This is a genomic window from Pseudomonas sp. PDM10 (genome assembly GCF_014852295.1).
Taxonomy (GTDB): domain Bacteria; phylum Pseudomonadota; class Gammaproteobacteria; order Pseudomonadales; family Pseudomonadaceae; genus Aquipseudomonas.
On the sequence record NZ_JACVBJ010000001.1, the window covers coordinates 719,063 to 742,935 of the forward strand.

Annotated in this window: 26 protein-coding genes; 24 read left to right on the plus strand and 2 right to left on the minus strand. The window is 59.6% G+C overall.

Translation table 11 applies throughout. The features are described from left to right. Positions 1-5 precede the first annotated feature (5 nt). The 22 genes from fliM (at position 6) to IB252_RS03510 (ending at position 20,313) form a co-directional block, all read left to right on the plus strand. Positions 6-974, plus strand: a complete 969-nt coding sequence (gene fliM, locus IB252_RS03405) for a flagellar motor switch protein FliM (RefSeq protein WP_008151077.1) — start codon at positions 6-8, stop codon at positions 972-974. A gap of 72 nt (positions 975-1,046) precedes the next feature. Further along, a complete protein-coding gene (fliN, locus tag IB252_RS03410) occupies positions 1,047-1,505 on the plus strand; it encodes a flagellar motor switch protein FliN (RefSeq protein WP_111451927.1) in 459 nt (152 codons plus the stop codon). Further along, entirely contained in the window at positions 1,506-1,952 is a 447-nt protein-coding gene (gene fliO / locus IB252_RS03415) for a flagellar biosynthetic protein FliO (protein ID WP_111451882.1), read from the plus strand. Then, positions 1,952-2,710, plus strand: coding sequence for a flagellar type III secretion system pore protein FliP (gene fliP / locus IB252_RS03420; protein ID WP_008151084.1), 759 nt, complete (start codon positions 1,952-1,954; stop codon positions 2,708-2,710). The genes fliO and fliP overlap by 1 nt, the downstream gene beginning before the upstream one ends. Continuing rightward, positions 2,707-2,976: a flagellar biosynthesis protein FliQ gene (fliQ, locus tag IB252_RS03425; RefSeq protein ID WP_007948918.1), complete on the plus strand. Its 270-nt coding sequence runs from the start codon at positions 2,707-2,709 to the stop codon at positions 2,974-2,976. Before fliP ends, fliQ begins: the two co-directional genes overlap by 4 nt. A 3-nt stretch (positions 2,977-2,979) precedes the next feature. Then, positions 2,980-3,762, plus strand: coding sequence for a flagellar biosynthetic protein FliR (gene fliR, locus IB252_RS03430; RefSeq protein ID WP_008151086.1), 783 nt, complete (start codon positions 2,980-2,982; stop codon positions 3,760-3,762). Positions 3,763-3,764: 2 nt separating this feature from the next. After that, on the plus strand, positions 3,765-4,904 hold the full coding sequence (gene flhB / locus IB252_RS03435) for a flagellar biosynthesis protein FlhB (RefSeq protein ID WP_192406804.1): 1,140 nt from the start codon (positions 3,765-3,767) through the stop codon (positions 4,902-4,904). Positions 4,905-5,080: 176 nt separating this feature from the next. Then, positions 5,081-5,743, plus strand: a complete 663-nt coding sequence (locus IB252_RS03440) for a hypothetical protein (protein ID WP_192406806.1) — start codon at positions 5,081-5,083, stop codon at positions 5,741-5,743. A gap of 169 nt (positions 5,744-5,912) precedes the next feature. Further along, positions 5,913-8,042 (plus strand): flagellar biosynthesis protein FlhA, encoded by a 2,130-nt coding sequence (flhA, locus tag IB252_RS03445; protein ID WP_111451886.1) that lies wholly within the window; start codon positions 5,913-5,915, stop codon positions 8,040-8,042. An 11-nt stretch (positions 8,043-8,053) separates the two neighbouring features. Beyond that, entirely contained in the window at positions 8,054-9,382 is a 1,329-nt protein-coding gene (flhF, locus tag IB252_RS03450; RefSeq protein WP_192406808.1) for a flagellar biosynthesis protein FlhF, read from the plus strand. Between the two features lie 113 nt (positions 9,383-9,495). Further along, positions 9,496-10,326 (plus strand): flagellar synthesis regulator FleN, encoded by an 831-nt coding sequence (fleN, locus tag IB252_RS03455; RefSeq protein WP_008001746.1) that lies wholly within the window; start codon positions 9,496-9,498, stop codon positions 10,324-10,326. Beyond that, entirely contained in the window at positions 10,323-11,063 is a 741-nt protein-coding gene (gene fliA / locus IB252_RS03460) for an RNA polymerase sigma factor FliA (RefSeq protein ID WP_007894214.1), read from the plus strand. Before fleN ends, fliA begins: the two co-directional genes overlap by 4 nt. Positions 11,064-11,230: 167 nt before the next feature. Further along, a complete protein-coding gene (locus IB252_RS03465) occupies positions 11,231-11,602 on the plus strand; it encodes a chemotaxis response regulator CheY (protein WP_003183998.1) in 372 nt (123 codons plus the stop codon). A gap of 31 nt (positions 11,603-11,633) precedes the next feature. After that, positions 11,634-12,422, plus strand: coding sequence for a protein phosphatase CheZ (locus IB252_RS03470; protein ID WP_111451887.1), 789 nt, complete (start codon positions 11,634-11,636; stop codon positions 12,420-12,422). Positions 12,423-12,436: 14 nt separating this feature from the next. Beyond that, a complete protein-coding gene (locus IB252_RS03475; RefSeq protein WP_192406810.1) occupies positions 12,437-14,683 on the plus strand; it encodes a chemotaxis protein CheA in 2,247 nt (748 codons plus the stop codon). A 49-nt stretch (positions 14,684-14,732) separates the two neighbouring features. Continuing rightward, a complete protein-coding gene (locus tag IB252_RS03480; protein WP_192406812.1) occupies positions 14,733-15,863 on the plus strand; it encodes a protein-glutamate methylesterase/protein-glutamine glutaminase in 1,131 nt (376 codons plus the stop codon). Further along, on the plus strand, positions 15,863-16,603 hold the full coding sequence (locus IB252_RS03485) for a flagellar motor protein (RefSeq protein ID WP_111451890.1): 741 nt from the start codon (positions 15,863-15,865) through the stop codon (positions 16,601-16,603). Before IB252_RS03480 ends, IB252_RS03485 begins: the two co-directional genes overlap by 1 nt. Before the next feature lie 15 nt (positions 16,604-16,618). Beyond that, a complete protein-coding gene (gene motD, locus IB252_RS03490) occupies positions 16,619-17,509 on the plus strand; it encodes a flagellar motor protein MotD (protein ID WP_008155811.1) in 891 nt (296 codons plus the stop codon). Positions 17,510-17,552: 43 nt separating this feature from the next. Beyond that, complete coding sequence (locus IB252_RS03495) at positions 17,553-18,341, plus strand: ParA family protein (RefSeq protein WP_008155810.1); 789 nt, start codon at positions 17,553-17,555, stop codon at positions 18,339-18,341. Positions 18,342-18,461: 120 nt separating this feature from the next. Beyond that, a complete protein-coding gene (locus tag IB252_RS03500) occupies positions 18,462-19,346 on the plus strand; it encodes a CheW domain-containing protein (protein WP_192406814.1) in 885 nt (294 codons plus the stop codon). A gap of 88 nt (positions 19,347-19,434) precedes the next feature. Further along, entirely contained in the window at positions 19,435-19,920 is a 486-nt protein-coding gene (locus tag IB252_RS03505; RefSeq protein WP_008155806.1) for a chemotaxis protein CheW, read from the plus strand. Then, positions 19,921-20,313, plus strand: coding sequence for a DUF2802 domain-containing protein (locus tag IB252_RS03510; protein ID WP_074874590.1), 393 nt, complete (start codon positions 19,921-19,923; stop codon positions 20,311-20,313). A gap of 121 nt (positions 20,314-20,434) precedes the next feature. On the opposite strand, the gene IB252_RS03515 is transcribed toward IB252_RS03510, so the two are convergent. Both IB252_RS03515 and IB252_RS03520 read right to left on the minus strand, forming a co-directional pair. Beyond that, positions 20,435-20,764: an EscU/YscU/HrcU family type III secretion system export apparatus switch protein gene (locus IB252_RS03515; protein ID WP_192406815.1), complete on the minus strand. Its 330-nt coding sequence runs from the start codon at positions 20,762-20,764 to the stop codon at positions 20,435-20,437. After that, complete coding sequence (locus IB252_RS03520; RefSeq protein ID WP_192406817.1) at positions 20,761-22,335, minus strand: flagellar hook-length control protein FliK; 1,575 nt, start codon at positions 22,333-22,335, stop codon at positions 20,761-20,763. The genes IB252_RS03515 and IB252_RS03520 overlap by 4 nt, the downstream gene beginning before the upstream one ends. A gap of 197 nt (positions 22,336-22,532) precedes the next feature. On the opposite strand from IB252_RS03520, the gene ccmA reads away from it, so the two are divergent. Continuing rightward, complete coding sequence (ccmA, locus tag IB252_RS03525) at positions 22,533-23,168, plus strand: cytochrome c biogenesis heme-transporting ATPase CcmA (RefSeq protein WP_007894233.1); 636 nt, start codon at positions 22,533-22,535, stop codon at positions 23,166-23,168. Continuing rightward, positions 23,165-23,833: a heme exporter protein CcmB gene (gene ccmB, locus IB252_RS03530; protein WP_111451895.1), complete on the plus strand. Its 669-nt coding sequence runs from the start codon at positions 23,165-23,167 to the stop codon at positions 23,831-23,833. Before ccmA ends, ccmB begins: the two co-directional genes overlap by 4 nt. Positions 23,834-23,873: the final 40 nt, after the last annotated feature.

Sequence of the window (23,873 nt, forward strand, 5' to 3'; positions counted from 1 at the left end):
ACGACATGGCCGTGCAGGACCTGCTGTCCCAGGATGAGATCGATGCGCTGTTGCATGGCGTCGACGATGGTCTGGTACAGACCGATACCGCTGCTGAACCCGGCAGTGTCAAAAGCTACGACCTGACCAGTCAGGATCGCATCGTCCGTGGACGCATGCCGACCCTGGAAATGATCAACGAACGTTTCGCCCGTTACACCCGCATCAGCATGTTCAACATGCTGCGCCGCTCGGCGGACGTTGCCGTCGGTGGCGTGCAGGTAATGAAGTTCGGCGAATACGTGCACTCGCTGTACGTGCCGACCAGCCTCAACCTGGTCAAGATCAAACCGTTGCGCGGCACCGCGTTGTTCATCCTCGACGCCAAACTGGTGTTCAAGCTGGTGGACAACTTCTTCGGCGGCGACGGCCGTCACGCGAAGATCGAAGGGCGTGAATTCACCCCCACCGAATTGCGTGTAGTGCGCATGGTGCTGGAGCAGGCCTTCGTCGATTTGAAAGAAGCCTGGCAGGCGATCATGGAAGTGAACTTCGAGTACATCAACTCGGAAGTGAACCCGGCCATGGCCAACATCGTCGGCCCGAGCGAAGCGATTGTGGTGTCGACGTTCCACATCGAACTCGATGGCGGTGGCGGCGACCTGCACGTGACCATGCCCTACTCGATGATCGAACCTGTACGCGAAATGCTCGACGCCGGCTTCCAGTCGGACCTCGACGATCAGGACGAACGCTGGGTCAACGCCTTGCGCCAGGACGTGCTGGACGTTGACGTACCGATCGGTGCCACGGTTGCCCGTCGCCAGTTGCGCCTGCGGGACATTCTGCACATGCAGCCGGGGGACATTATCCCGGTCGAGATGCCGGACGAAATGATCATGCGCGCCAACGGCGTGCCTGCGTTCAAGGTCAAGATGGGGTCGCACAAAGGCAACCTCGCGTTGCAAGTGATCGAGCCGATCGAGCGCCGCTGACCGGCGCTCCAAACCCCCTGTGCTTTTAACTGACGGCTCCTGATTGAAGGGATGCCCGCCGAGGACAAATTGATGGCTAACGATATGAACACCCAGGACGACCAGGCGCTGGCCGATGAATGGGCTGCGGCCCTGGAAGAAACCGGTGATGCCGGGCAGGACGATATCGACGCCTTGCTGGCCGCCGACGCCGCCAGTTCGCCGTCCAACCGTCTGCCGATGGAAGAGTTCGGCAGCGTGCCGAAAAACCACGAACCGGTCACCCTCGACGGTCCGAACCTGGACGTGATTCTCGATATCCCGGTGTCGATTTCCATGGAAGTCGGCAGCACTGACATCAACATCCGCAACCTGCTGCAGCTTAACCAGGGTTCGGTGATCGAGCTCGATCGTCTGGCCGGTGAACCGCTGGACGTGCTGGTCAACGGCACGCTCATCGCTCACGGTGAAGTAGTGGTGGTCAACGAGAAGTTCGGCATCCGCCTGACTGACGTGATCAGCCCAAGCGAACGCATCAAGAAGTTGCGCTGAGTGAAAAAGGTTCTGGGGTTTGTGCTGGCGTTGCCGTTCAGCGTTCTGGCTGCCGAGCCGGTAGCGACCGCTACTGCGGCCGCTGCCCCCGCGGTCAGCAGCGGCGTGGCTGGGCAATTGACGCAGTTGGTGCTCGGTTTGCTGCTGGTGCTGGGGTTGATCTTTTTCCTCGCCTGGTTGCTGCGTCGAGTCCAGCAGGCCGGGCCCGCCGGCAAGGGGCAGGTCATCGAACTGATCGGCTCCCGCGCGCTGGGCCCTCGCGACCGGTTGATGTTGGTGCAAGTCGGCAACGAGCAGATCCTGCTCGGCCTGAGCCCCGGCACCATCACCGCGTTGCATGTACTCAAGGAGCCGGTGCAAGTGCCGAGCGGTACTGAAAAAGCGACCCCCGAGTTTGCCCAGCGCCTGATGGAGCTGTTGGGCAAGGATCAGAAGGATAAGAAGTAATGGGTGCGTTACGCATCGTCTTGACGCTGGCCCTGATGCTGGCCGCGCCGCTGGCGTTCTCCGCCGATCCGTTATCGATCCCGGCAATCACCCTGGGCACCAACGCCAACGGCGCCCAGGAATACTCGGTCAGCCTGCAAATCCTGCTGATCATGACTGCGCTGAGTTTTATCCCGGCGTTCGTCATGCTGATGACCAGTTTCACCCGGATCATCATCGTCTTCTCGATCCTGCGTCAGGCCCTGGGCCTGCAGCAGACACCGTCTAACCAGATACTTACGGGTATGGCGCTGTTTCTGACTATGTTCATCATGGCGCCGGTATTCGACCGTGTTAACCAGGATGCCTTGCAGCCGTATCTGGCGGAGAAACTCACCGCTCAAGACGCCGTGGCCAAGGCGCAGGTGCCGATCAAGGATTTCATGCTCGCCCAGACTCGCAGTAGCGATCTGGAGTTGTTCATGCGCTTGTCCAAACGCACTGATATCGCATCGCCCGATCAGGCGCCGCTGACGATTCTGGTGCCGGCGTTCGTCACATCCGAGCTGAAAACCGCGTTCCAGATCGGTTTCATGATCTTCATTCCGTTCCTGATCATCGACCTGGTCGTGGCCAGTGTCCTGATGGCGATGGGTATGATGATGCTCTCGCCACTGATCATTTCCCTGCCGTTCAAGATCATGCTCTTCGTGCTGGTGGATGGCTGGGCGTTGATCATCGGTACGCTGGCGAGCAGCTTCGGCGGTGTATCGCCATGACGCCAGAAGTTGCGGTAGACATCTTCCGGGAAGCACTGTGGCTGACCACCATGATGGTTGCCGTGCTGGTGATTCCGAGTTTGCTCGTGGGCCTGTTGGTGGCGATGTTCCAGGCCGCGACCCAGATCAACGAACAGACCCTGAGCTTCCTGCCGCGCCTGCTGGTAATGCTGGTGACGCTGATCGTCGCCGGTCCGTGGCTGGTGCAGACCTTCATGGAATACATCCTGCAGTTGTATGGCAGTATTCCTCAGGTCATCGGCTAAACCATGTCGCTGCTTCAGCTGACCGATACCCAGATCAGCACGTGGGTAGCTTCCTTCATACTGCCGCTGTTTCGCATCGGCGCGGTACTGATGACCATGCCGATCTTTGGCACGACCCTGGTGCCGACCCGCGTACGTTTGTATTTCGCCCTGGCAATCACAGTGGTCGTCGTGCCCGGCCTGCCACCGATGCCACAGGTTCATGCGCTGGACCTGAGTGCGCTCCTGCTGATCGCTGAACAGGTGATTATCGGCGCATTGATGGGTCTCTCCCTTCAGCTGTTTTTTCAAGCGTTTGTCGTCGCCGGACAGATCATTTCGATTCAGATGGGGATGGGCTTCGCGTCTATGGTCGACCCTACCAACGGCGTGTCGGCAGCGGTGATCGGTCAGTTCCTGACGATGCTCGTTACCCTGTTGTTTCTCGGCATGAATGGGCATCTGGTGGTGTTCGAGGTGTTGACGGAAAGCTTCACCACCTTGCCGGTCGGCAGCGCGATGTTGATCAACCACTTCTGGGAAATGGCCAACAAGCTGGGGTGGGTGCTGGGTGCGGCGATGCTGCTGGTTTTGCCCGCGATTACGGCGTTGTTGGTGGTTAACATCGCTTTCGGGGTGATGACGCGGGCGGCACCGCAATTGAACATCTTTTCCATCGGTTTTCCGCTGACCCTGGTTCTGGGTCTGGTGATCTTCTGGGTCGGTCTCGGCGACATTCTCAATCAGTATCAGCCCTTGGCCACCGAGGCCCTGCAGCTATTACGTGATATGGCACAGGCGCGCTAGCCATGGCCGAGAGCGAGAGTGGTCAGGACAAAACAGAAGACCCCACGGATAAGCGCAAAAAGGACTCCAGGGAAAAGGGCGAGATTGCCCGATCCAAAGAACTCAATACCTTGGCAACCATGCTGGCCGGTGCTGGCGGGTTGTTGATCTACGGCGGCGGGCTGGCCCAGGATCTGCTGGAAATCATGCGTCTGAACTTTTCGCTGCCGCGGGAAGTGTTGCTCACTCCGGGGGCGATGGGGCAGTACCTGCTGCATTCCGGCAAGATCGCGATTCTGGCGGTGCAGCCGATATTGCTGACGCTGCTGCTGGCGGCATTCCTGGGACCTGTCTCCTTGGGTGGCTGGTTGTTCGCCGGTAGTAGCCTGGCCCCAAAATTCAGCCGGATGAACCCGGCGGCGGGTCTCAAACGGATGTTCTCCAGCAGTGCCCTGATCGAACTGCTCAAGGCGCTGGCCAAATTCCTGCTGATTTTATTCGTTGCATTGTCCGTCCTGCGTTCGGACATTGACGATCTGTTACGCATTGCCCATGAACCGCTGGAGCAGGCGATCATCCATAGCGTTCAGTTGGTGGGCTGGAGTACGTTGTGGATGGCTTGTGGGCTGATTCTGATTGCCGCGGTAGATGTCCCGGTGCAGCTTTACCAGAGCCACAAAAAATTGCTGATGACCAAGCAGGAAGTACGCGACGAGCATAAGGATCAGGAAGGGAGGCCAGAGGTTAAACAGCGCATTCGCCAGCTGCAGCGCGAAATGTCCCAGCGTCGGATGATGGCGGCGATCCCCGACGCCGATGTGGTCATCACCAACCCTACCCACTACGCCGTAGCGCTCAAGTACGATCCGGACAAGGGCGGGGCGCCGATGCTGATCGCCAAGGGCAGCGACTTCCTGGCCTTGAAGATCCGTGAAATCGCTGTGGCCAACCAAGTGCTGCTGCTTGAGTCGCCGGCACTGGCGCGTTCGATCTACTATTCCACCGAGCTTGATCAGGAAATCCCTGGCGGGCTCTACCTTGCCGTCGCCCAGGTGCTCGCTTACGTCTACCAGATCCGCCAGCACCGCGCCGGCAAGGGTAAACGTCCGGATCCGCTCAAGGACGACCTGCCGATTCCACCGGATCTGCGGCGCGATTCTTGAGAACCGCCGTCTGTCCGAAAACGCTGTGTACCTGTTAGTTCTGACAGTAGACACGCTTCCTCTTAAACGATGTCATGGCCTTGGGGATTCTCCCCTTCGATGTTCTTGCCATGGTCGTTCAATGAGTGGTTGATCGCTATGGAGGGGCGTTCATTCAGGCATTTGAGGTTACGGTCATGGCAGAACTTGAATACAGGAAGCTTCAAGGAATGGCGTTGGAATTTGTTTCGGGAGTCCTGGAGGAAGATCGGTTAAAGCGCACGATCAGTTACTCGGCTACGTTCGACATGGCGCTGGACTTTACGCATTTTGTGCAAATGGCCAATGCCTATATCCCGGGTTATCTGGATAACCCTATCAATGCGATTCGTCCCGAGCTGGACGGGCTCGGCTACCACTATGCATACAACTACTTCTTCGATGCGGCTGGCAAAATTGGTAATAACAGCGCGTTGTTCGATGTCTTCACTTCCTCGGGTAATTACATGGACAAGTGGTCAAGTGGAGGGCTGGAGGAGTGTTATCAAAAGCCCCGATTCAATGTGACCGATGGTCGTTTGCAGGTGGTCGCGCGTAAGGATTTTCGTTGGGAGAATGGGGACGAGATCAACGTCGAAGACTTGCCGGTCATTCGCTTTCAATGGGCGCTTAACCTCATGCAAGGGCACGACTTTTCTGTTGCTTCGAAGGCGCCTTTATCCGTCGTGGTGCTCGGTTATGCAGAGGAGGATTTTGTAGAGGTGGAGGGTCTTCAAATGCTTAGAGGTACGCGGTACATGGTCGGCAAGACGCTTCATCTCGGCCCGATCCACAAAGAGCAGATTCTGACGGCACGTTGATCCCTGTTTGCAGTCCGTTGCCTTTGTAGCAGGCTCGACAGCTGCTACAAACGCTCAATACCCCCCTCTATTCCCCCGCCTCGGCAAAAGTTGGAAGGCTTCTTGCAGTAGCCGCTCTGCGCCTGCTTCAGGCGTCAAAAAGTCTGCTTTAAAGGAACGGGGAAAACCGGTGGATCGCTCTCAGTTATTCAACACTGCACGCACAAACGTTGCCGACCTGAGTCGAGGCAATCTGGGTGTGCCGTTGTTGCTGCTGGTCATGCTGGCGATGATGATGTTGCCGGTGCCGCCGTTCCTGCTGGACGTGTTCTTCACCTTCAACATTGCCTTGTCGATTGTCGTGTTGCTGGTCTGTGTTTACGCGTTGCGACCGCTGGATTTCGCGGTGTTTCCGACCATTCTGCTGGTGGCGACCCTGTTGCGACTGGCGTTGAACGTGGCTTCCACGCGGGTGGTGATGCTCCACGGTCAGGACGGTCATGCCGCCGCCGGTAAGGTGATCCAGGCCTTCGGCGAGGTGGTGATCGGTGGTAACTACGTGGTCGGTATCGTCGTCTTCGCAATTTTGATGATCATCAACTTCGTCGTGGTGACCAAAGGTGCCGGGCGGATTTCCGAGGTGAGCGCCCGTTTCACCCTCGATGCGATGCCCGGTAAACAAATGGCCATCGACGCCGACTTGAACGCCGGCCTGATCGACCAGAACCAGGCCAAACTGCGCCGGATGGAAGTGGCCCAGGAAGCCGAGTTCTACGGTTCCATGGACGGTGCCAGCAAGTTCGTTCGCGGTGACGCCATTGCCGGCCTGCTGATTCTGTTCATCAACCTGATCGGCGGCATGGCGGTCGGTATCTTCCAGCACGGCATGTCCTTCGGCGATGCCGGTCGGGTGTACGCCTTGTTGACCATCGGCGACGGTTTGGTGGCGCAATTGCCATCACTGCTTTTATCGACAGCTGCAGCGATCATGGTGACCCGTGCTTCCGGTTCGGAAGACATGGGCAAGCAGATCAATCGCCAGATGTTCGCCTCGCCCAAAGCGTTGGCCGTGGCGGCGGGTTTGATGGCGGTGATGGGCCTCGTGCCGGGCATGCCGCACTTTTCCTTTCTCAGCATGGCAGCCCTGGCGGCGGGCGGTGCGTACCTGTTCTGGAAGAAGCAGAACGTGGTCAAGGTCCAGGCCTTGCAAGAGGTCAAGCGTCAGCAGGAGCTGCTGCCATCGCCGGCTCGCGCTCAGGAAACCAAGGAGCTTGGCTGGGATGACGTGACGCCGATCGACATGATCGGCCTGGAAGTCGGCTATCGGCTGATTCCGCTGGTGGACCGCAATCAGGGTGGTCAATTGCTGGCGCGGATCAAGGGTGTGCGCAAGAAGCTGTCCCAGGATCTGGGCTTCCTGATGCCGACGGTGCATATCCGTGACAACCTCGACCTGGCGCCGAGCGCCTATCGCCTGACCCTGATGGGGGTGATTCTGGCCGAAGCGGAGATTTACCCGGACCGTGAACTGGCAATCAACCCGGGCCAGGTCTACGGCACGCTCAACGGCATTACCGCCAAAGATCCGGCTTTCGGTCTGGAGGCGGTCTGGATCGAAATCAGCCAGCGTGCCCAGGCTCAATCCCTCGGTTACACCGTGGTCGATGCCAGTACGGTAGTGGCAACCCACTTGAACCAGATTTTGTACAAGCACTCGAGCGAGTTGATCGGTCACGAAGAAGTGCAGCAACTCATGCAATTGCTGGCCAAAAGCTCGCCAAAACTGGCCGAAGAGCTGGTGCCGGGCGTGGTGTCGCTGTCCCAGCTGCTCAAAGTATTGCAGGCGTTGTTGGCCGAACAGGTGCCAGTACGGGACATTCGCAGCATTGCCGAGGCCATCGCCAACAATGCCAGCAAGAGTCAAGATACTGCCGCGCTGGTGGCCGCGGTGCGCGTCGGTGTATCCCGCGCAATCGTCCAAAGCATTGTAGGGACTGACTCCGAGCTGCCAGTGATCACCCTGGAGCCAAGGTTGGAACAAATATTGCTCAATAGTCTTCAGAAGGCAGGACAAGGCTCGGAAGAGGGCGTTCTGCTGGAGCCAAGCATGGCTGAGAAACTGCAACGCTCGTTGATCGATGCGGCGCAGCGTCAGGAAATGCAAGGTCAACCGGTGATTCTGCTGGTAGCCGGTCCGGTTCGCGCGATGCTGTCGCGATTCGGCCGATTGGCAGTCCCGGGTTTGCATGTGTTGGCTTACCAGGAAATTCCTGACAACAAGCAAGTGACCATTGTTGCGACAGTAGGGCCCAACGGCTGAGGTAGTGGTTTATGCAAGTTAAGCGTTTTTTCGCCGCCGATATGCGTCAGGCCATGAAGCTGGTTCGTGATGAGCTGGGCGCTGATGCCGCCATCATTGGCAACCGCCGGATCGCCGGTGGTGTCGAGCTGACGGCTGCCCTGGATTACAAGTTGTCGGCGCTGGCTCCGCGCGTTCCGAACATGGAACTTGAAGACGAGCTGCGCAAGACCCAATCGCGGATCGTCACCGCCCAGGCCGAACTGAGCCTGCGCAGCGATGGCGAGAGTGATAAGTCCACCAATCGCCAATTGTTCGCCGGCCTGCCACTGACCGCCGCCGAGCCGCTGATCGAACCGACCTACACCGAACCCCGTCGTCCTGCACCGGCTGCGGCACCTGCCTCCGGCGGCGTCGACCCACGGGCGTTCGACTCGATGCGTTTCGAGCTCAACAGCCTGCGCGAACTGATGGAAGTGCAACTCGGCTCCCTGGCCTGGAATCAGCTGCAAGGCAGCCGTCCGGCCCAGGCCAGTCTTTGGCGCCGCCTGCAACGCATCGGCCTGTCCGGCCCGTTGTCGCGCGATTTGCTGGCACTGATTACCGATATTGAAGAACCTCGTCAGGCCTGGCGCATGTTGCTGGCCCACCTGGCGCGGATGATCGCCACACCGGAAGTCGAGCCTCTGGAAGAGGGCGGCGTGATTGCCATGGTCGGCCCCGCCGGCATGGGCAAAACCACCACCCTGGCCAAACTCGCGGCCCGTTACGTGCTCAAGTACGGCGCGCAAAATATCGCGCTGGTCAGCATGGACAGCTACCGTATCGGTGCTCAGGAACAACTCAAGACGTTGGGCCGGATCCTCAATGTGTCGGTGACTCACGTCGATCCGGGGCAGTCACTGGTACAGGCGCTGGAGCCCTTGCTGCGCAAACGCGTGGTGCTGATCGATACTGCCGGCCTGCAGGCCAGCGATCCGGCACTGCGCATGCAGCTCGAAAGCCTGGCCGGTCGTGGCATCAAATCGAAAAATTATCTGGTTTTGGCAACCACCAGCCAGAAACAGGTTCTAACGGCCGCTTATCACAGTTACAAGCGTTGTGGGCTCGCTGGCTGCATCCTGACTAAACTGGATGAAACGGCAAGTCTGGGCGAGGTGTTGAGCCTGGCCATCAGTCATGAATTGCCGGTGGCCTACCTGACCGATGGCCCGCGGATTCCGGATGATTTGCATCTACCGCGTCGTCATCAGTTGGTCAGTCGCGCCGTAAGCGTGCAAATGCAAGAAGAACCCAGCGAAGAAGCCATGGCTGATATGTTCGCTGATATTTACCACAGCCCGACCAAGCAGGTCGGCTGAGGTACTAATGACAGTTTTGTACCTACATCGATGGTCTGCCATGCATTGTTCCGTTTGTGAACGCGCAGCCAGTAATGTGGCCTCCGTCTAAGTAAGACAAGGTAAAGAAATTCATGGGCAGCATGCATCCCGTACAGGTGATCGCGGTGACCGGCGGCAAAGGTGGCGTCGGGAAGACTAACGTGTCAGTGAACTTGTCCCTGGCTCTAGCTGAGCTCGGTCGGCGCGTCATGCTGTTGGACGCCGATCTGGGGCTGGCGAACGTCGACGTCCTGCTGGGACTGACACCCAAACGTACTTTGGCCGACGTGATCGAAGGCCGCTGCGAGCTGCGCGACGTACTGTTGCAAGGCCCTGGCGGCATCCGCATCGTCCCGGCCGCGTCCGGCACACAGAGCATGGTTCATTTGAGCCCGGCTCAACACGCCGGCCTGATCCAGGCGTTCAGCGATATCGGCGACAACCTCGACGTGCTGGTAATCGACACCGCAGCGGGCATTGGTGACTCGGTCGTCAGCTTCGTTCGCGCAGCGCAAGAAGTCTTGCTGGTGGTCTGCGACGAGCCGACCTCGATCACCGATGCCTACGCACTGATCAAACTGTTGAACCGCGATTACGGCATGAACCGCTTCCGCGTCCTGGCCAACATGGCCCAGAGCCCGCAGGAAGGTCGCAACCTGTTCGCCAAGTTGACCAAGGTCACGGATCGCTTCCTCGACGTCGCCTTACAATACGTCGGTGCGGTGCCTTACGACGAAAGCGTGCGCAAGGCTGTGCAGAAGCAGCGCGCCGTTTACGAGGCCTTCCCGCGGTCCAAGTGCTCACTGGCGTTCAAGGCCATTGCACAGAAGGTCGATACCTGGCCGCTGCCTGCCAACCCGCGTGGGCACCTGGAGTTTTTCGTCGAGCGCCTCGTGCAACAAACCGCAGGACCGGTGCTATGACAGCCAGTGGCTACAACCTCTACAAGAAGTCGGCACGTGACGCGCAGTACGAGCTGATCGAGCGTTACGCGCCACTGGTTAAACGCATTGCCTACCACTTGCTGGCGCGTCTGCCGGCCAGTGTCCAGGTTGAAGATCTGATCCAGGCCGGGATGATCGGCCTGCTTGAAGTGTCAACCAAATACGACGCCAGCAAAGGCGCGAGTTTCGAGACGTACGCGGGCATACGAATCCGCGGCGCGATGCTCGACGAAGTACGCAAAGGGGACTGGGCGCCACGTTCGGTCCACCGCAATACCCGAATGGTCAGCGACGCCATTCGCTCGATTGAAGCTAAAACCGGCCGTGACGCTAAAGATCACGAGGTTGCGGCCGAACTCCAATTGAGTCTCGACGATTATTACGGGATTTTGAACGACACCCTGGGCAGCCGGTTATTCAGTTTCGACGATCTGTTGCAGGACGGCGAACACGAAGGGCTGCACGAGGATGGCGCCAGTGCACATCTGGAGCCGTCACGCGATCTGGAAGATGAACGCTTCCAGGCAGCGCTGGCGGACGCGATTGCCAATTTGCCGGAGCGTGAGCGACTGGTGTTGGCGCTGTACTATGACGAAGAGTTGAACCTCAAGGAAATCGGTGAGGTCCTGGGGGTCAGCGAATCTCGGGTCAGCCAGTTACACAGCCAGTGCGCGGCCCGTTTGCGGGGGCGTTTGGGGGAGTGGCGAGCGCGCTGAAGGCAGTGTGGGGACACTGCGAACGCGACTGGTGGGGTGTTGAACCGTACCGGTCCCGATCTGTTGTGCTCCAGACAGTCATCGAGTGCTTTGCCGGATTGATTGAAATGGCGCGTCCAGGTGCTGGGCGCGTTTAAGACTGCTTGGAGGTCGAATTGGACAAGAACATGAAAATCCTCATCGTTGATGACTTCTCAACGATGCGGCGGATCATTAAAAACCTGTTGCGTGACCTTGGGTTCACCAACACGGTCGAGGCCGACGATGGCACTACTGCCATTCCGGTGCTCAACAGCGGCAGCATCGACTTTCTGGTAACAGACTGGAACATGCCTGGCATGACCGGTATCGACCTGCTGCGCCACGTGCGTGCCGATGAAAAGCTCAAGCACCTGCCGGTGCTGATGGTGACCGCTGAAGCCAAGCGCGAGCAGATCATCGAGGCAGCCCAGGCCGGTGTTAACGGCTATGTGGTCAAGCCCTTCACGGCCCAGGCGTTAAAAGAAAAAATCGAGAAGATTTTCGAACGCATCGGTTGATGTGCGAAGCCACTGCGCCACGGGGGGAGCTATGGAGCATTACGAGTCTTCACAGGGCGATTTCGAATCGACTCTGAAAAAACACGCGGTCGAACTGGTCGAAAGCCTTGAAAAAGGCAGGTTCGGCGACGCTGTGCAATTGATCCATGAGCTCAATCAGACCCGTGACCGTGGCCTGTATCAAGAGGTGGGCAAGCTCACTCGCGAGCTGCATAGCGCGATCGTCAATTTCCAGATTGACCCGAACATGCCGCAAGCCGAGGAAGTCTCGCAGATCACGGACGCCACCGAGCGTCTGGGTTATGTGGTCAAGCTGACCGAGGCTGCTGCCAACCGCACCATGGACCTGGTGGAAAACGCCACGCCGCTGGTCAACGGCCTGAGCAACGAAGCCCAGGCCTTGAGCACCGACTGGGGACGGTTCATGCGTCGCGAAGTCGGGGCTGAAGAGTTCCGCGAGCTGGCTCGGCGAGTCGACGGTTTCCTGACACGCAGCAGCGAAGACAATCGCGTTGTGTCGAGCAACCTCAACGACATTCTGCTCGCTCAGGATTACCAGGACCTCACCGGTCAGGTGATCAAGCGTGTGACCCAATTGGTCACCGAAGTTGAAAGCAACCTGCTCAAGCTCGTGCTTATGGCCAGTCAGGTGGACCGCTTTGCGGGCATCGAACATGACCGTGAAGCGATGCTGGCAGAAAAAGATCCGCAAAAACATCTCTCTCAGGGTGAAGGTCCGCAGATTCATGCCGATAAAAGAGAAGACGTTGTGTCCGGTCAGGACGATGTAGACGATTTGCTTTCCAGCCTTGGATTCTAGGAGCACCCCTACACATGAGCTTCGGCGCCGATGAAGAGATCCTTCAGGATTTCCTGGTTGAGGCCGGCGAGATTCTAGAGCAACTGTCCGAACAGCTGGTCGAGCTTGAAAGCCGACCTGATGATGCGGACTTGCTCAATGCAATTTTTCGCGGTTTTCACACTGTAAAAGGAGGCGCCGGCTTCCTCCAGCTCAACGAGCTGGTGGAGTGCTGTCACATCGCCGAGAACGTGTTCGACATCCTGCGCAAGGGTGAGCGTCGCGTCGACTCGGAACTGATGGACGTAGTTCTCGAAGCGCTGGATGCGGTGAACGGCATGTTTACCGAAGTCCGCGAGCGCAGCCCGATCACGGCTGCCACGCCAGAATTGCTGGCGGCACTGGCCCGTCTGGCCGAGCCGCAAACCGCCGATGAAACGGCACCGGTCGCCGACGTGGTGGAAGAACCTGCCGCCGAGAGCGAATCGGGTGACATCACCGATAACGAATTCGAACAACTGCTGGACTCGCTGAACGCCGTCAAGGCTCAGGCAGAAGCCCCGGCCGCTGTGCCAGCGCCGAGCAGCAATGCAGCGGCCAGCGACGAAATCACCGATGCCGAGTTCGAGTCGTTGCTCGATCAACTGCACGGTAAAGGCCAGTTCGCCGTCGATGCGGTAGCCCCGGCGCCAGCCGCACCGGCTGCCCCGAAAGCGGCAGGCGACAGCTCCGATATCACCGACGACGAATTCGAAGCACTGCTCGATCAACTGCACGGCAAGGGCAACTTTGCCGTTGATGCGCTGGAATCGGCCATTGCTGCGGTCCCGGCCCCGGCTGCACCCACCGCTAAAGCGGCTGGGGGCGATCTGATCTCCGATCACGAGTTCGAATCGCTGCTCGACGAATTGCACGGCAAAGGCAAGTTCACTGAAGTCGGTACCGCGTCGGGCGCCAGCGCTCCGGTTGCGGCGCCAGCGGCCAAGGCTGTTGCACCGAAACCCGTTGCCAAAGCGCCCGAGCCTAAAGCCGAAGCGCCGAAGCCTGCCGCTGCTGCCCCGGCTCCGGCTCGTGCCGCGTCCGCGCCGCCACCGGAAAAACCGGCCAGCGAAGCCGAGACCACCGTGCGGGTCGATACCGCGCGTCTCGACGAAATCATGAACATGGTCGGCGAGTTGGTACTGGTGCGTAACCGCTTGGTCCGTCTGGGCCTCAACAGCGGCGACGAAGCCATGTCCAAGGCCGTGTCGAACCTCGACGTGGTCACGGCCGACCTGCAAACCGCGGTCATGAAGACCCGGATGCAACCGATCAAAAAGGTCTTCGGGCGCTTCCCGCGTCTGGTTCGCGACCTGGCTCGCCAGCTCAAGAAAGAGATCAACCTGGAACTGGTTGGCGAAGAAACCGACCTCGACAAGAACCTCGTCGAGGCCCTGGCCGACCCGCTGGTCCACTTGGTGCGCAACTCGGTCGACCACGGTATTGAAGAGCCGGCCGAGCGTGAAGCGATGGGCAAGCCTCGCAGCGGCAAGGTGATCCTGTCCGCTGAACAGGAAGGCGACCACATCCTGCTGTCGATCTCCGATGACGGCAAGGGCATGGACGCCGACGTTCTGCGCGGCATTGCCGTGAAGAAAGGCTTGATGGACAAGGATGCAGCGGATCGCCTCAGCGAATCCGATTGCTTCAACCTGATCTTCGCGCCGGGTTTCTCGACCAAGACCGAAATTTCCGATGTCTCCGGACGCGGCGTGGGCATGGACGTGGTGAAAACCAAAATCGCCCAGCTCAACGGCACCATCAATATCTATTCGACCAAGGGCAAGGGCTCGAAGATCGTCATCAAGGTCCCGTTGACCCTGGCGATCATGCCGACGCTGATGGTCATGCTGGGCAACCAGGCGTTTGCGTTCCCGCTGGTGAACGTCAACGAGATCTTCCACCTCGACCTGTCGACCACCAACGTGGTGGATGGCCAGGAAGTGGTGATCGTGCGGGACAAGGCGCTGCCCTTGTTCTACCTCAAACGCTGGCTGGTCAGCTCCGCCGCTCACGAAGAGCAGCGCGAAGGCCATGTGGTGATCCTTTCGGTGGGCACTCAGCGGATCGGCTTCGTCGTCGATCAACTGGTGGGCCAGGAAGAAGTGGTCATCAAGCCATTGGGCAAAATGCTCCAGGGAACCCCGGGCATGTCCGGCGCCACCATCACCGGTGACGGCCGCATTGCGCTGATTCTCGATGTTCCGAGCATGCTCAAGCGTTACGCCGCACGGCGTATTTGATTCTGGTGGGGCGGGGCGACTGAGCCTCGCTCCCCCTAACGGAGTGTTTATGGCAGTTAAAGTCCTGGTGGTGGACGATTCGGGGTTTTTCCGCCGCCGCGTCTCGGAAATTCTTTCAGCGGATCCGAATATCCAGGTCGTCGGCACGGCGACCAACGGAAAAGAGGCGATTGATCAGGCGCTGGCCCTCAAGCCAGACGTGATTACCATGGACTACGAGATGCCGATGATGGATGGCATCACGGCAGTGCGGCACATCATGCAGCGCTGCCCGACCCCGGTGTTGATGTTCTCCTCGCTGACCCACGAAGGCGCTCGGGTAACCCTCGACGCGCTGGACGCTGGCGCAGTGGATTTCCTGCCGAAGAATTTCGAAGACATCTCCCGCAACCCAGAGAAGGTCAAGCAACTGCTGTGCGAGAAGATTCTCAGCATCTCGCGCAGTAACCGTCGCGCCAACACCTACAGTGCTCCGGCACCGGCCGCCGCACCTGCCCCGACGCCTGCACCTTCGAGCGTCAGCAGCTACGGCAGCAGCGCGCCTGCGCGTCCGGCACCGGCCCCGATTCCGGCGCGTGCCCACGCGTTAGCCTCGTCGTCGCCCGCGCCTAAACGCAAAGCCTACAAACTGGTCGCTATCGGTACGTCCACTGGCGGCCCGGTTGCCTTGCAGCGGGTTCTGACCCAATTGCCGGCCAACTTCCCCGCACCGATCGTACTGATCCAGCACATGCCGGCTGCCTTTACCAAGGCCTTCGCCGAGCGTCTGGACAAGCTCTGCCGCATCAGCGTCAAGGAAGCCGAGGATGGCGACATCCTGCGTCCGGGCCTGGCGTTGCTGGCGCCGGGTGGCAAGCAAATGATGATCGACGGCCGTGGCGCGGTGAAAATCCTCCCAGGCGACGAGCGTTTGAACTACAAGCCGTGCGTGGACATCACCTTCGGTTCCGCGGCCAAGTCTTACGGTGACAAAGTTCTGGCGGTCGTATTGACCGGCATGGGCGCCGATGGTCGCGAAGGCGCGCGTCTGCTCAAGCAGGGCGGCAGCGCAATCTGGGCTCAGGATGAAGCCAGCTGCGTGATCTACGGCATGCCGATGGCCATCGTCAAAGCTGAACTCGCCGACGCAGTGTACAGCCTGGACGATATTGGCAAGCATCTGGTCGAGGCTTGTATCTGATGGATGTTTTAAGCCTTATCGGGATCATCATGGCGTTTGTCGCCATCATTGGCGGCAACTACCTTGAAGGCGGTCACCTCGGTGCCCTGGCCAACGGCCCGGCAGCGTTGATCGTTCTCGGTGGGACCATCGGTGCGGCGCTGTTGCAGGCGCCGATGAGCGCCTTCAAGCGCGCCATGCAGATTCTGGCCTGGATCCTGTTTCCTCCGCGCATCGACCTCGCCGGCGGCGTCGATCGCGTCGTCAACTGGAGCCTGACCGCGCGCAAGGAAGGCTTGCTGGGTCTGGAAGGGGTGGCCGACGCCGAACCTGACAACTACTCGCGCAAAGGCCTGCAACTGTTGGTGGACGGCGCCGAGCCGGAAGCGATTCGCAGCATCCTTGAAGTGGATTTCTACACCCAGGAAAGCCGCGACATCGAAGCCGCCAAAGTCTTCGAAAGCATGGGCGGCTACGCGCCGACCATCGGTATCATCGGCGCGGTGATGGGTCTGATCCATGTGATGGGCAACCTGGCCGATCCCTCGCAACTGGGTAGCGGCATTGCCGTGGCCTTCGTCGCGACCATCTACGGCGTGGCCAGTGCCAACCTGGTGCTGCTGCCGATTGCCGCCAAACTCAAATCCATCGCTTTGCGGCAGTCGCGTTATCGCGAAATGTTGTTGGAAGGCATTCTGTCGATCGCCGAAGGTGAAAACCCTCGCTCTATTGAGTTGAAGCTTCAGGGCTTCATGGATTGATGGGGGTAATGGACTATGGCTCGTCGTCGGCAACCTGAAGAACATGTAAACCATGAACGTTGGCTGGTTTCGTACGCCGACTTCATTACGTTGCTGTTCGCTTTCTTCGTGGTGATGTACTCGATTTCTTCGATCAACGAAGGCAAGTACAAGGTTATTTCCGAAGCGTTGATCGGGGTCTTTACCGACTCCGACCGTGCCCTCAAGCCGATCCCGATCGGTGACGAGCGACCGAAGACCGTGACCCCGGCCAAGCCGCTGGTTAAAGACGCCGAGCAGGTCGACGCCGGTATCGCGGGTGCCAGCGATCCGCTCAAAAGCATCGCCGACGACATCAGCGCCGCGTTCGGCGACTTGATCAGCTCCAACCAGATGACCATTCGCGGCAACGAACTGTGGGTCGAGATCGAACTCAATTCCAGCCTGTTGTTCGGCAGCGGCGACGCCATGCCCAGCGACATCGCGTTCAACATCATCGACAAGGTCGCTGCGATTCTGAAGCCGTTCGACAACCCGATTCACGTCGAAGGTTTCACTGACGATCAACCGATCCGCACCGCGCAATACCCGACCAACTGGGAGCTGTCCTCGGCCCGTTCGGCGAGCATCGTGCGCATGTTGGCGATGCAGGGTGTAAACCCCGGTCGCCTGGCGTCGGTGGGGTACGGCGAGTTCCAGCCAGTGGCCAACAACGCGACGGCCGAGGGGCGGGCGCGTAACCGTCGCGTGGTGCTGGTGGTGTCGCGAAATCTCGATGTGCGCCGTAGCCTCACGGGTACCGGAACGGCCAATGCGAAACCGGATGCCGCGTTGAAGCGTGCTGGCACACAAACTGCACCGACCCCAGTCAAGTCGCCGGGACGAGAGAGTGCCGTCAATTCTCCGTCACCCGCATTAATACGTTGAGCTATTTCTCGGTCCGCCATTTCGACCGGGAGGAACAATCCGAATGAGAGTCTGGGCCGTTGCCAATCAAAAGGGTGGTGTTGGTAAAACCACTTCCTCTATCGCTTTAGCCGGTTTACTGGCCGAGGCGGGCAAGCGCGTGGTTGTGGTCGATCTCGACCCCCACGGCTCCATGACCAGCTACTTCGGTTACGACCCCGACAGCCTGGAACACAGCAGCTACGACCTGTTCCTGCACAAGGGCAGTGTGCCGCAAGGCCTGCCCGGTCAGTTGCTGTTGCCCACCAGCCACGAGAGTATTTCCCTGCTGCCGTCGAGCACCGCGCTCGCGACCCTCGAGCGCCAGTCGCCGGGGCAGAGCGGCTTGGGCCTGGTGATTGCCAAGAGCCTGGCGCAACTGTGGCAAGACTTCGATTACGCCGTGATCGACAGCCCGCCGTTGCTCGGCGTGCTGATGGTCAATGCCTTGGCGGCGAGCCAGCAATTGGTGATCCCGGTGCAGACCGAACACCTGGCGGTCAAAGGCCTGGAGCGCATGGTCAATACCCTTGCGATGATCAACCGTTCGCGTAAACAGGCGCTGCCGTTCAGCATCGTGCCGACCCTGTTCGACCGCCGCACACAGGCGTCCCTCAGCACGCTGCGGGTGTTGCGCGACAAATACCCGGAAGAAATCTGGCAGGGCTACATCCCGGTCGATACCCGCTTGCGCGACGCCAGCCGTGCCGGCGTGACGCCTTCGCAGTTCGACGGCAAGAGCCGTGGGGTGCTGGCGTATCGCGCGCTGCTCAAGCATCTGCTGGCCGCACAACTTGTTCCGCAGGTGGCGTGAGATGAACTCATTACCTGTAGGAGCAAGGCTTGCCCGCGATAGCTTCACTGCGGTTTTCATAGCTACACCGAGTTATCGTTCATCGCGGGCAAGCCTTGCTCCTACAACAACGGTGCGCGCATGAATCGGCCGGTCAAGATCACCTCGCGTCCGCAACTGGCGCTGCAGTCTTATCTGGACAGCTTGCTGATGGAGGCGACTGAAGAGTTGCCGCCGGAAATCGAAGCGTTGGTTGAAATCGTTGAGGTTGTTGAAGCGGTCGAAGTTGAAGCTGCGCTGGACGAGTTCCAGGCAGCGGTGCTTGAAGAGCAGGCTCGCGATGCGCAGAAACCCGCCGTGGTTGCCGCGCCAGTAGCAGCGCCTGTGGTGAAGGCTCCAGTGGCGTTGATCGAAGCACCCGCGCCGGTTCTCGCGCCGGTATCGACCATCGCACCGCTGCTGCAAGCCTTGGTGCCGCCGGTGGTCGAAGTCCATCGGCCGCCGAGCAACACGCCGCCACCCGTGGAAACCGATGGTCGCCCGTCCTGGGCCGCCGAGCCGTTCGAATGCCTGTTGTTCGATGTTGCCGGGTTGACCCTGGCGGTGCCGCTGGTGTGTCTGGGTTCGATTTATTCGTTGGCCGGCCACGAGCTGACGCCGCTGTTCGGTCAGCCGGAATGGTTCCTCGGGATCCTGCCGAGCCAGGCTGGCAACCTGAAAGTATTGGACACCGCGCGTTGGGTCATGCCCGACCGTTACCGCGACGATTTCCGTCAGGGCCTGCAATACGTTATTTCGGTTCAGGGCTACGAATGGGGGCTGGCGGTGCATCAGGTCAGCCGCTCGTTGCGCCTGGACCCGAACGAAATCAAATGGAGAAGTCATCGAGGTCAGCGGCCATGGCTTGCCGGCACGGTGATTGAGCACATGTGTGCGCTGCTGGACGTTTCCGCCCTGGCCGAGTTGATCGCCAGCGGCGGGGCAAAGCACATGAGCGGCAGCAAGCCGCTACACAAACCGACATAGCTGCCGACATAACAAGTATGCGACGGCATTGTTGAATGCCGCCTAAAGAACACACACCGCCAGAAGCGGTTTTTCGAGGGGTCAGGGTATGAGTAATCAAGCGACGAATGCAAAAGGTTCTGAAGATCCGATCCTGCAATGGGTAACCTTCAAACTGGACAACGAAACCTACGGCATCAACGTGATGCGCGTTCAGGAAGTCCTGCGTTACACCGAGATCGCCCCGGTCCCAGGTGCACCGAGCTACGTGCTGGGCATCATCAACCTGCGCGGTAACGTGGTCACCGTGATCGACACCCGTCAGCGCTTCGGCCTGATGAATGCCGAGATCAGCGATAACACCCGTATCGTCATCATCGAAGCCGACAAGCAAGTCGTCGGGATCATGGTCGACAGCGTGGCCGAAGTGGTTTACCTGCGTCAGTCGGAAATCGAGACCGCGCCGAACGTCGGTAACGAAGAATCCGCCAAGTTCATTCAAGGCGTGTGCAACAAGAACAACGAACTGCTGATCCTGGTCGAGCTGGACAAGATGATGAGCGAAGAAGAATGGTCGGACCTGGAGAACATCTGATTGATTCTTGAGGTAGCGGTCATTGTCCTGTTCCTCTTCTGGGCAGGCACGCTGGCGATGTTTCTGGCGTACATACGAGGCCAACGACTGATCGCCGCGCAACAGGCCCAGGGCGATGCGCTGCGCGATCAGCGCATCAAGGACCTGGCCAGGCGCGTCGAGGACTACCAAAGCGGCAACGTGCGCATGGGTGAAGACCTGCACGAACTGCGCGCGGTGGTTGGCCCGTTGCCGGACAAACTGGCTCAGCTGGAACAGCGCGATCCGTCGAGCCTGTCGTTTGCCCAGGCGGCAAAACTGGTCGGTATGGGCGCGAGCGTCGATGAACTGACTCAGTCCTGCGGCTTGACCCAGGCTGAAGCGGAGTTGATGAGCAAGTTGCACAAGAACTGACGCCTACCCAAGATCGTTCCCACGCTCTGCGTGGGAATGCCTCTTGGGACGCTCCGCGTTCCGCTGTTGAATGTGACGCGGAGCGTCCCGGGCTGCATTCCCACGCGGAGCGTGGGAACGATCAGTAGTCTTCGCCGCGATCGGTGATGTCTTTCTCGACCATCGGCGCATTCGGATCATGCCCCGCCGGGAACTTACCCTTCAAATTCCACGCAAACGCAATAATCTCGGCAATCGTCCGATACAACTCTTCCGGAATACTCTCCCCCAATTCCATTCGCGCCAGCAGTTTTACCAACTCGGGGTTCTCGTAAATCGGTACTTCGCATTCGCGGGCAATCTTCAGGATGGCTTCGGCCAGTGCTTCGTCACCTTTGGCCGTGAGGGTAGGGGCGTGGCTGCCGTCGTATTTGAGGGCGACGGCCTGGCGCGGGGTGTTGGGGTTTTTCATGCGGTTTCGTCGACCCAGCGTTGTTCGAGACGGGTTTGAGGGCCTTGTGGCGGTGTGCCGAGGTGGCAATCGAGATCGCCGACATTCAGGCCGGACGCCAGCAGACGCTGGCGCAGTTCGGCCAGATGACTTTCGATCAGGCTGGCGGTGTACGGGCGTTCGGCCCACAACTGGCTGGACAGGCTGCCTTTGATCAGTTGTGCCTGAATCTGCAACGGGCCCAGGGGCTCCATGTCGAACGCCAAGTCCACTCGCCACAATTGTTGTTTGGGTTCGCGTTCGTCGCGGCGTTCGTTTTGCTGATCCTTCTCGGGCGCTTCTTCGCGCTGGAACTTGACCTGCAACGGCACGATGTCCTGCAGATTGCGCATCGGGATTTCCAGTTGCCAAGTGCTCATCAACCGACCGTCGTCAGTGACGCCGGTCTGTTCCAGGCTCGACAGTTGATGACTTTGCAGGCGTGAAACCGCCGCGGCGGCCAAACGCAGCAAGTGTTCGAGATCGCCTTCGCCGTCCATGCTCTGTAACAGGCGCTCGGGCAGCGGGAAGCGGGTTGGCGGCGGTTTGGCGCTGACCTGACCGAGCATGCCGAGGGCGCTGCGCACGAAGTTCGGCATGGCCTGGGCCAGTGTGTTGGCGGCAATGATCGCGCTGAGATTGGTGTTGGCCGGCAGGCCTGGCGTCAATTGTGCGATCAGCTTGAGCAGATCACCTTTCATGTCCGGGGCCAGCGTCGGGTTCTGACCGCTGAGCAATTTGGCTTCAAGGAACAGGCCGCTATTGGTCAGTGCCTGGGCCAGCCCCTTTGGCGTGCTGAGTTGTTGAACATCGGGCAGGCCGGCGAGCAACTTGCCGACGGCGGCACGCAGATCACTGGACGTCTGGTCCGAGGCCGGCAGGTTTTGCAGGAGTTTGAGCAGGCCATCCAGCGAGCCTTGGCGGCTCTGTTGGTTGACCAGTTGCTGGGTCACCGCCAATTGCTCCTGGCGGCTGCTCAATGGCACGAACTTCAATGTCTGGGTGTCCTGCACCAGCGCGCTCAGCAAGGTGCCGATGCGCAGCGGCGTCGGGCTGTCGATGTTCAGGGTGCTGCCGCTCAACGCGGTGTTGAGCAAGCTCACCATCGAGCGAAACACCGTCGGCTGGCCCGGCGCCTGCGGCAACACTTGAGAGGTCAGTACTTTGCCTTGCAGCAGGGTGCCGACGGGCAGTTGTGCCGTGTCGATACGGGTGAGAGTGGCGATGCTGGAGGCGATGGCCTGTTGCACGGTGACGGCCAGATTGCCCGCCGACGGCTGAGTGATCGCCAGGCTGGTGCCCTGAGGCAGCGGTTGGCTGCTGGTGGCCTGGACTGTGGTCTGACGGCCGCTGTCGAGGGTGACCTTGAGCAACAGTTGAAAGGTTTGATCCGCCTGCTTGAGCGACAGCACTTCGGCCTTGGCGGTCTGGCCGGCAGTGATCAGGCCCTCCATCGGCGTCAGTAACTTCAGCAGGTCGCCACTCACCACCAGCGGTCGCGAAGTCGCGGGCATGGTTTGCGGGAGCGGAAGGATGTTCATTTCGCCTGTCATACGCGGTCACAACCTGAGGAAATTGCCCTCTTGAGAGTAGGGCATGGCATGTATAATGCCGCCCCGTTGCACTCGGGGCGCTGAAAACATTTCAAATACTTGATCCAGCTCCTTAGAACGGGCCGCCAATGCATTTATCCTGCATATCTTTAACGGCCGCTCCACTGCCGACTTGAACCCAAAAGGCCCGTGATCTCTTGACCAGTCCTGTCCTGCAAACCGTTGCCCTCGCCTGTGAGCGAGACCTTCGGCTGCTCTTCGAAAATCTCGAATTGAGACTGGCCAGTGGCGAAATGTTGCAAATCAGCGGCCCCAACGGCAGTGGCAAAACCAGCCTTTTACGTCTGCTTTGCGGGCTGATGCAGCCGACTGCCGGTCAGGTGCTGCTCAACGGCCAGCCATTGAACGAGCAACGTTTTGAGCTGGCGCGTAACCTGCTGTGGATCGGCCATGCCGCCGGGATCAAGGATTTGCTGACGCCGGAAGAGAATCTGAGCTGGCTTTGCGCCTTGCATCAACCGGCCTCCCATGAGGCGATCTGGCAGGCGCTGACCGCTGTCGGACTGCGCGGTTTCGAGGATGTTCCTTGCCATACGCTGTCTGCCGGGCAGCAACGCCGGGTCGCGTTGGCGCGGTTGTACCTGGAAAGCCCGCCGCTATGGATCCTCGATGAGCCGTTCACCGCGCTCGACAAACAAGGCGTGGCGCAACTCGAAGAACACCTGGCCGCACACTGCGAGCGCGGTGGCATGGTGGTCTTGACCACTCACCACACGCTGACCCGGATGCCGGCCGGCTATCGCGACATTGATCTGGGGAATTGGGCCGTATGAGAGTTTTCGGCCTGTTGGTCGCCCGTGAAGCCCGATTGTTGTTCCGCCGCCCGGCGGAGTTGGCCAATCCGCTCGTATTCTTCGCGATTGTCGTTTCCCTGTTCCCGTTGGCGGTGGGCCCCGAGTCTCAATTGTTGCAAACCTTGTCTCCGGGACTGGTCTGGGTAGCGGCCCTTTTATCGGTTTTGCTCTCGCTGGACGGGCTTTTCCGCAGTGATTTCGAAGACGGATCGCTTGAACAGTGGGTCCTTTCGTCGCACCCCCTGCCTCTTCTGGTTTTGGCCAAGGTACTGGCACACTGGTCCTTCTCTGGCCTGGCACTGGTTTTGCTCGCTCCATTACTGGCATTGATGCTCGGTTTGCCAACCGCCTGTCTGCCGGTGTTGCTGCTTTCCTTGTTGCTGGGTACACCGGTGCTGAGCCTGCTCGGTGCGGTGGGCGCAGCCCTGACGGTGGGATTGAAGCGCGGTGGCCTGTTGCTGGCGCTGCTGATTCTGCCGTTGTACATCCCGGTGTTGATTCTCGGCAGTGGTGCCTTGCAGGCGGCATTGCAGGGCATGCCGGCGACCGGTTATCTCTTGTGGCTTGGTAGCCTGACCGCCCTGGCGATAACGCTGACACCTTTTGCAATCGCTGCTGGCCTGAAGATCAGCGTCGGCGAATAATGAGGTCTGATCAAATTTTGATCAGCAAAGACCCTTCGCT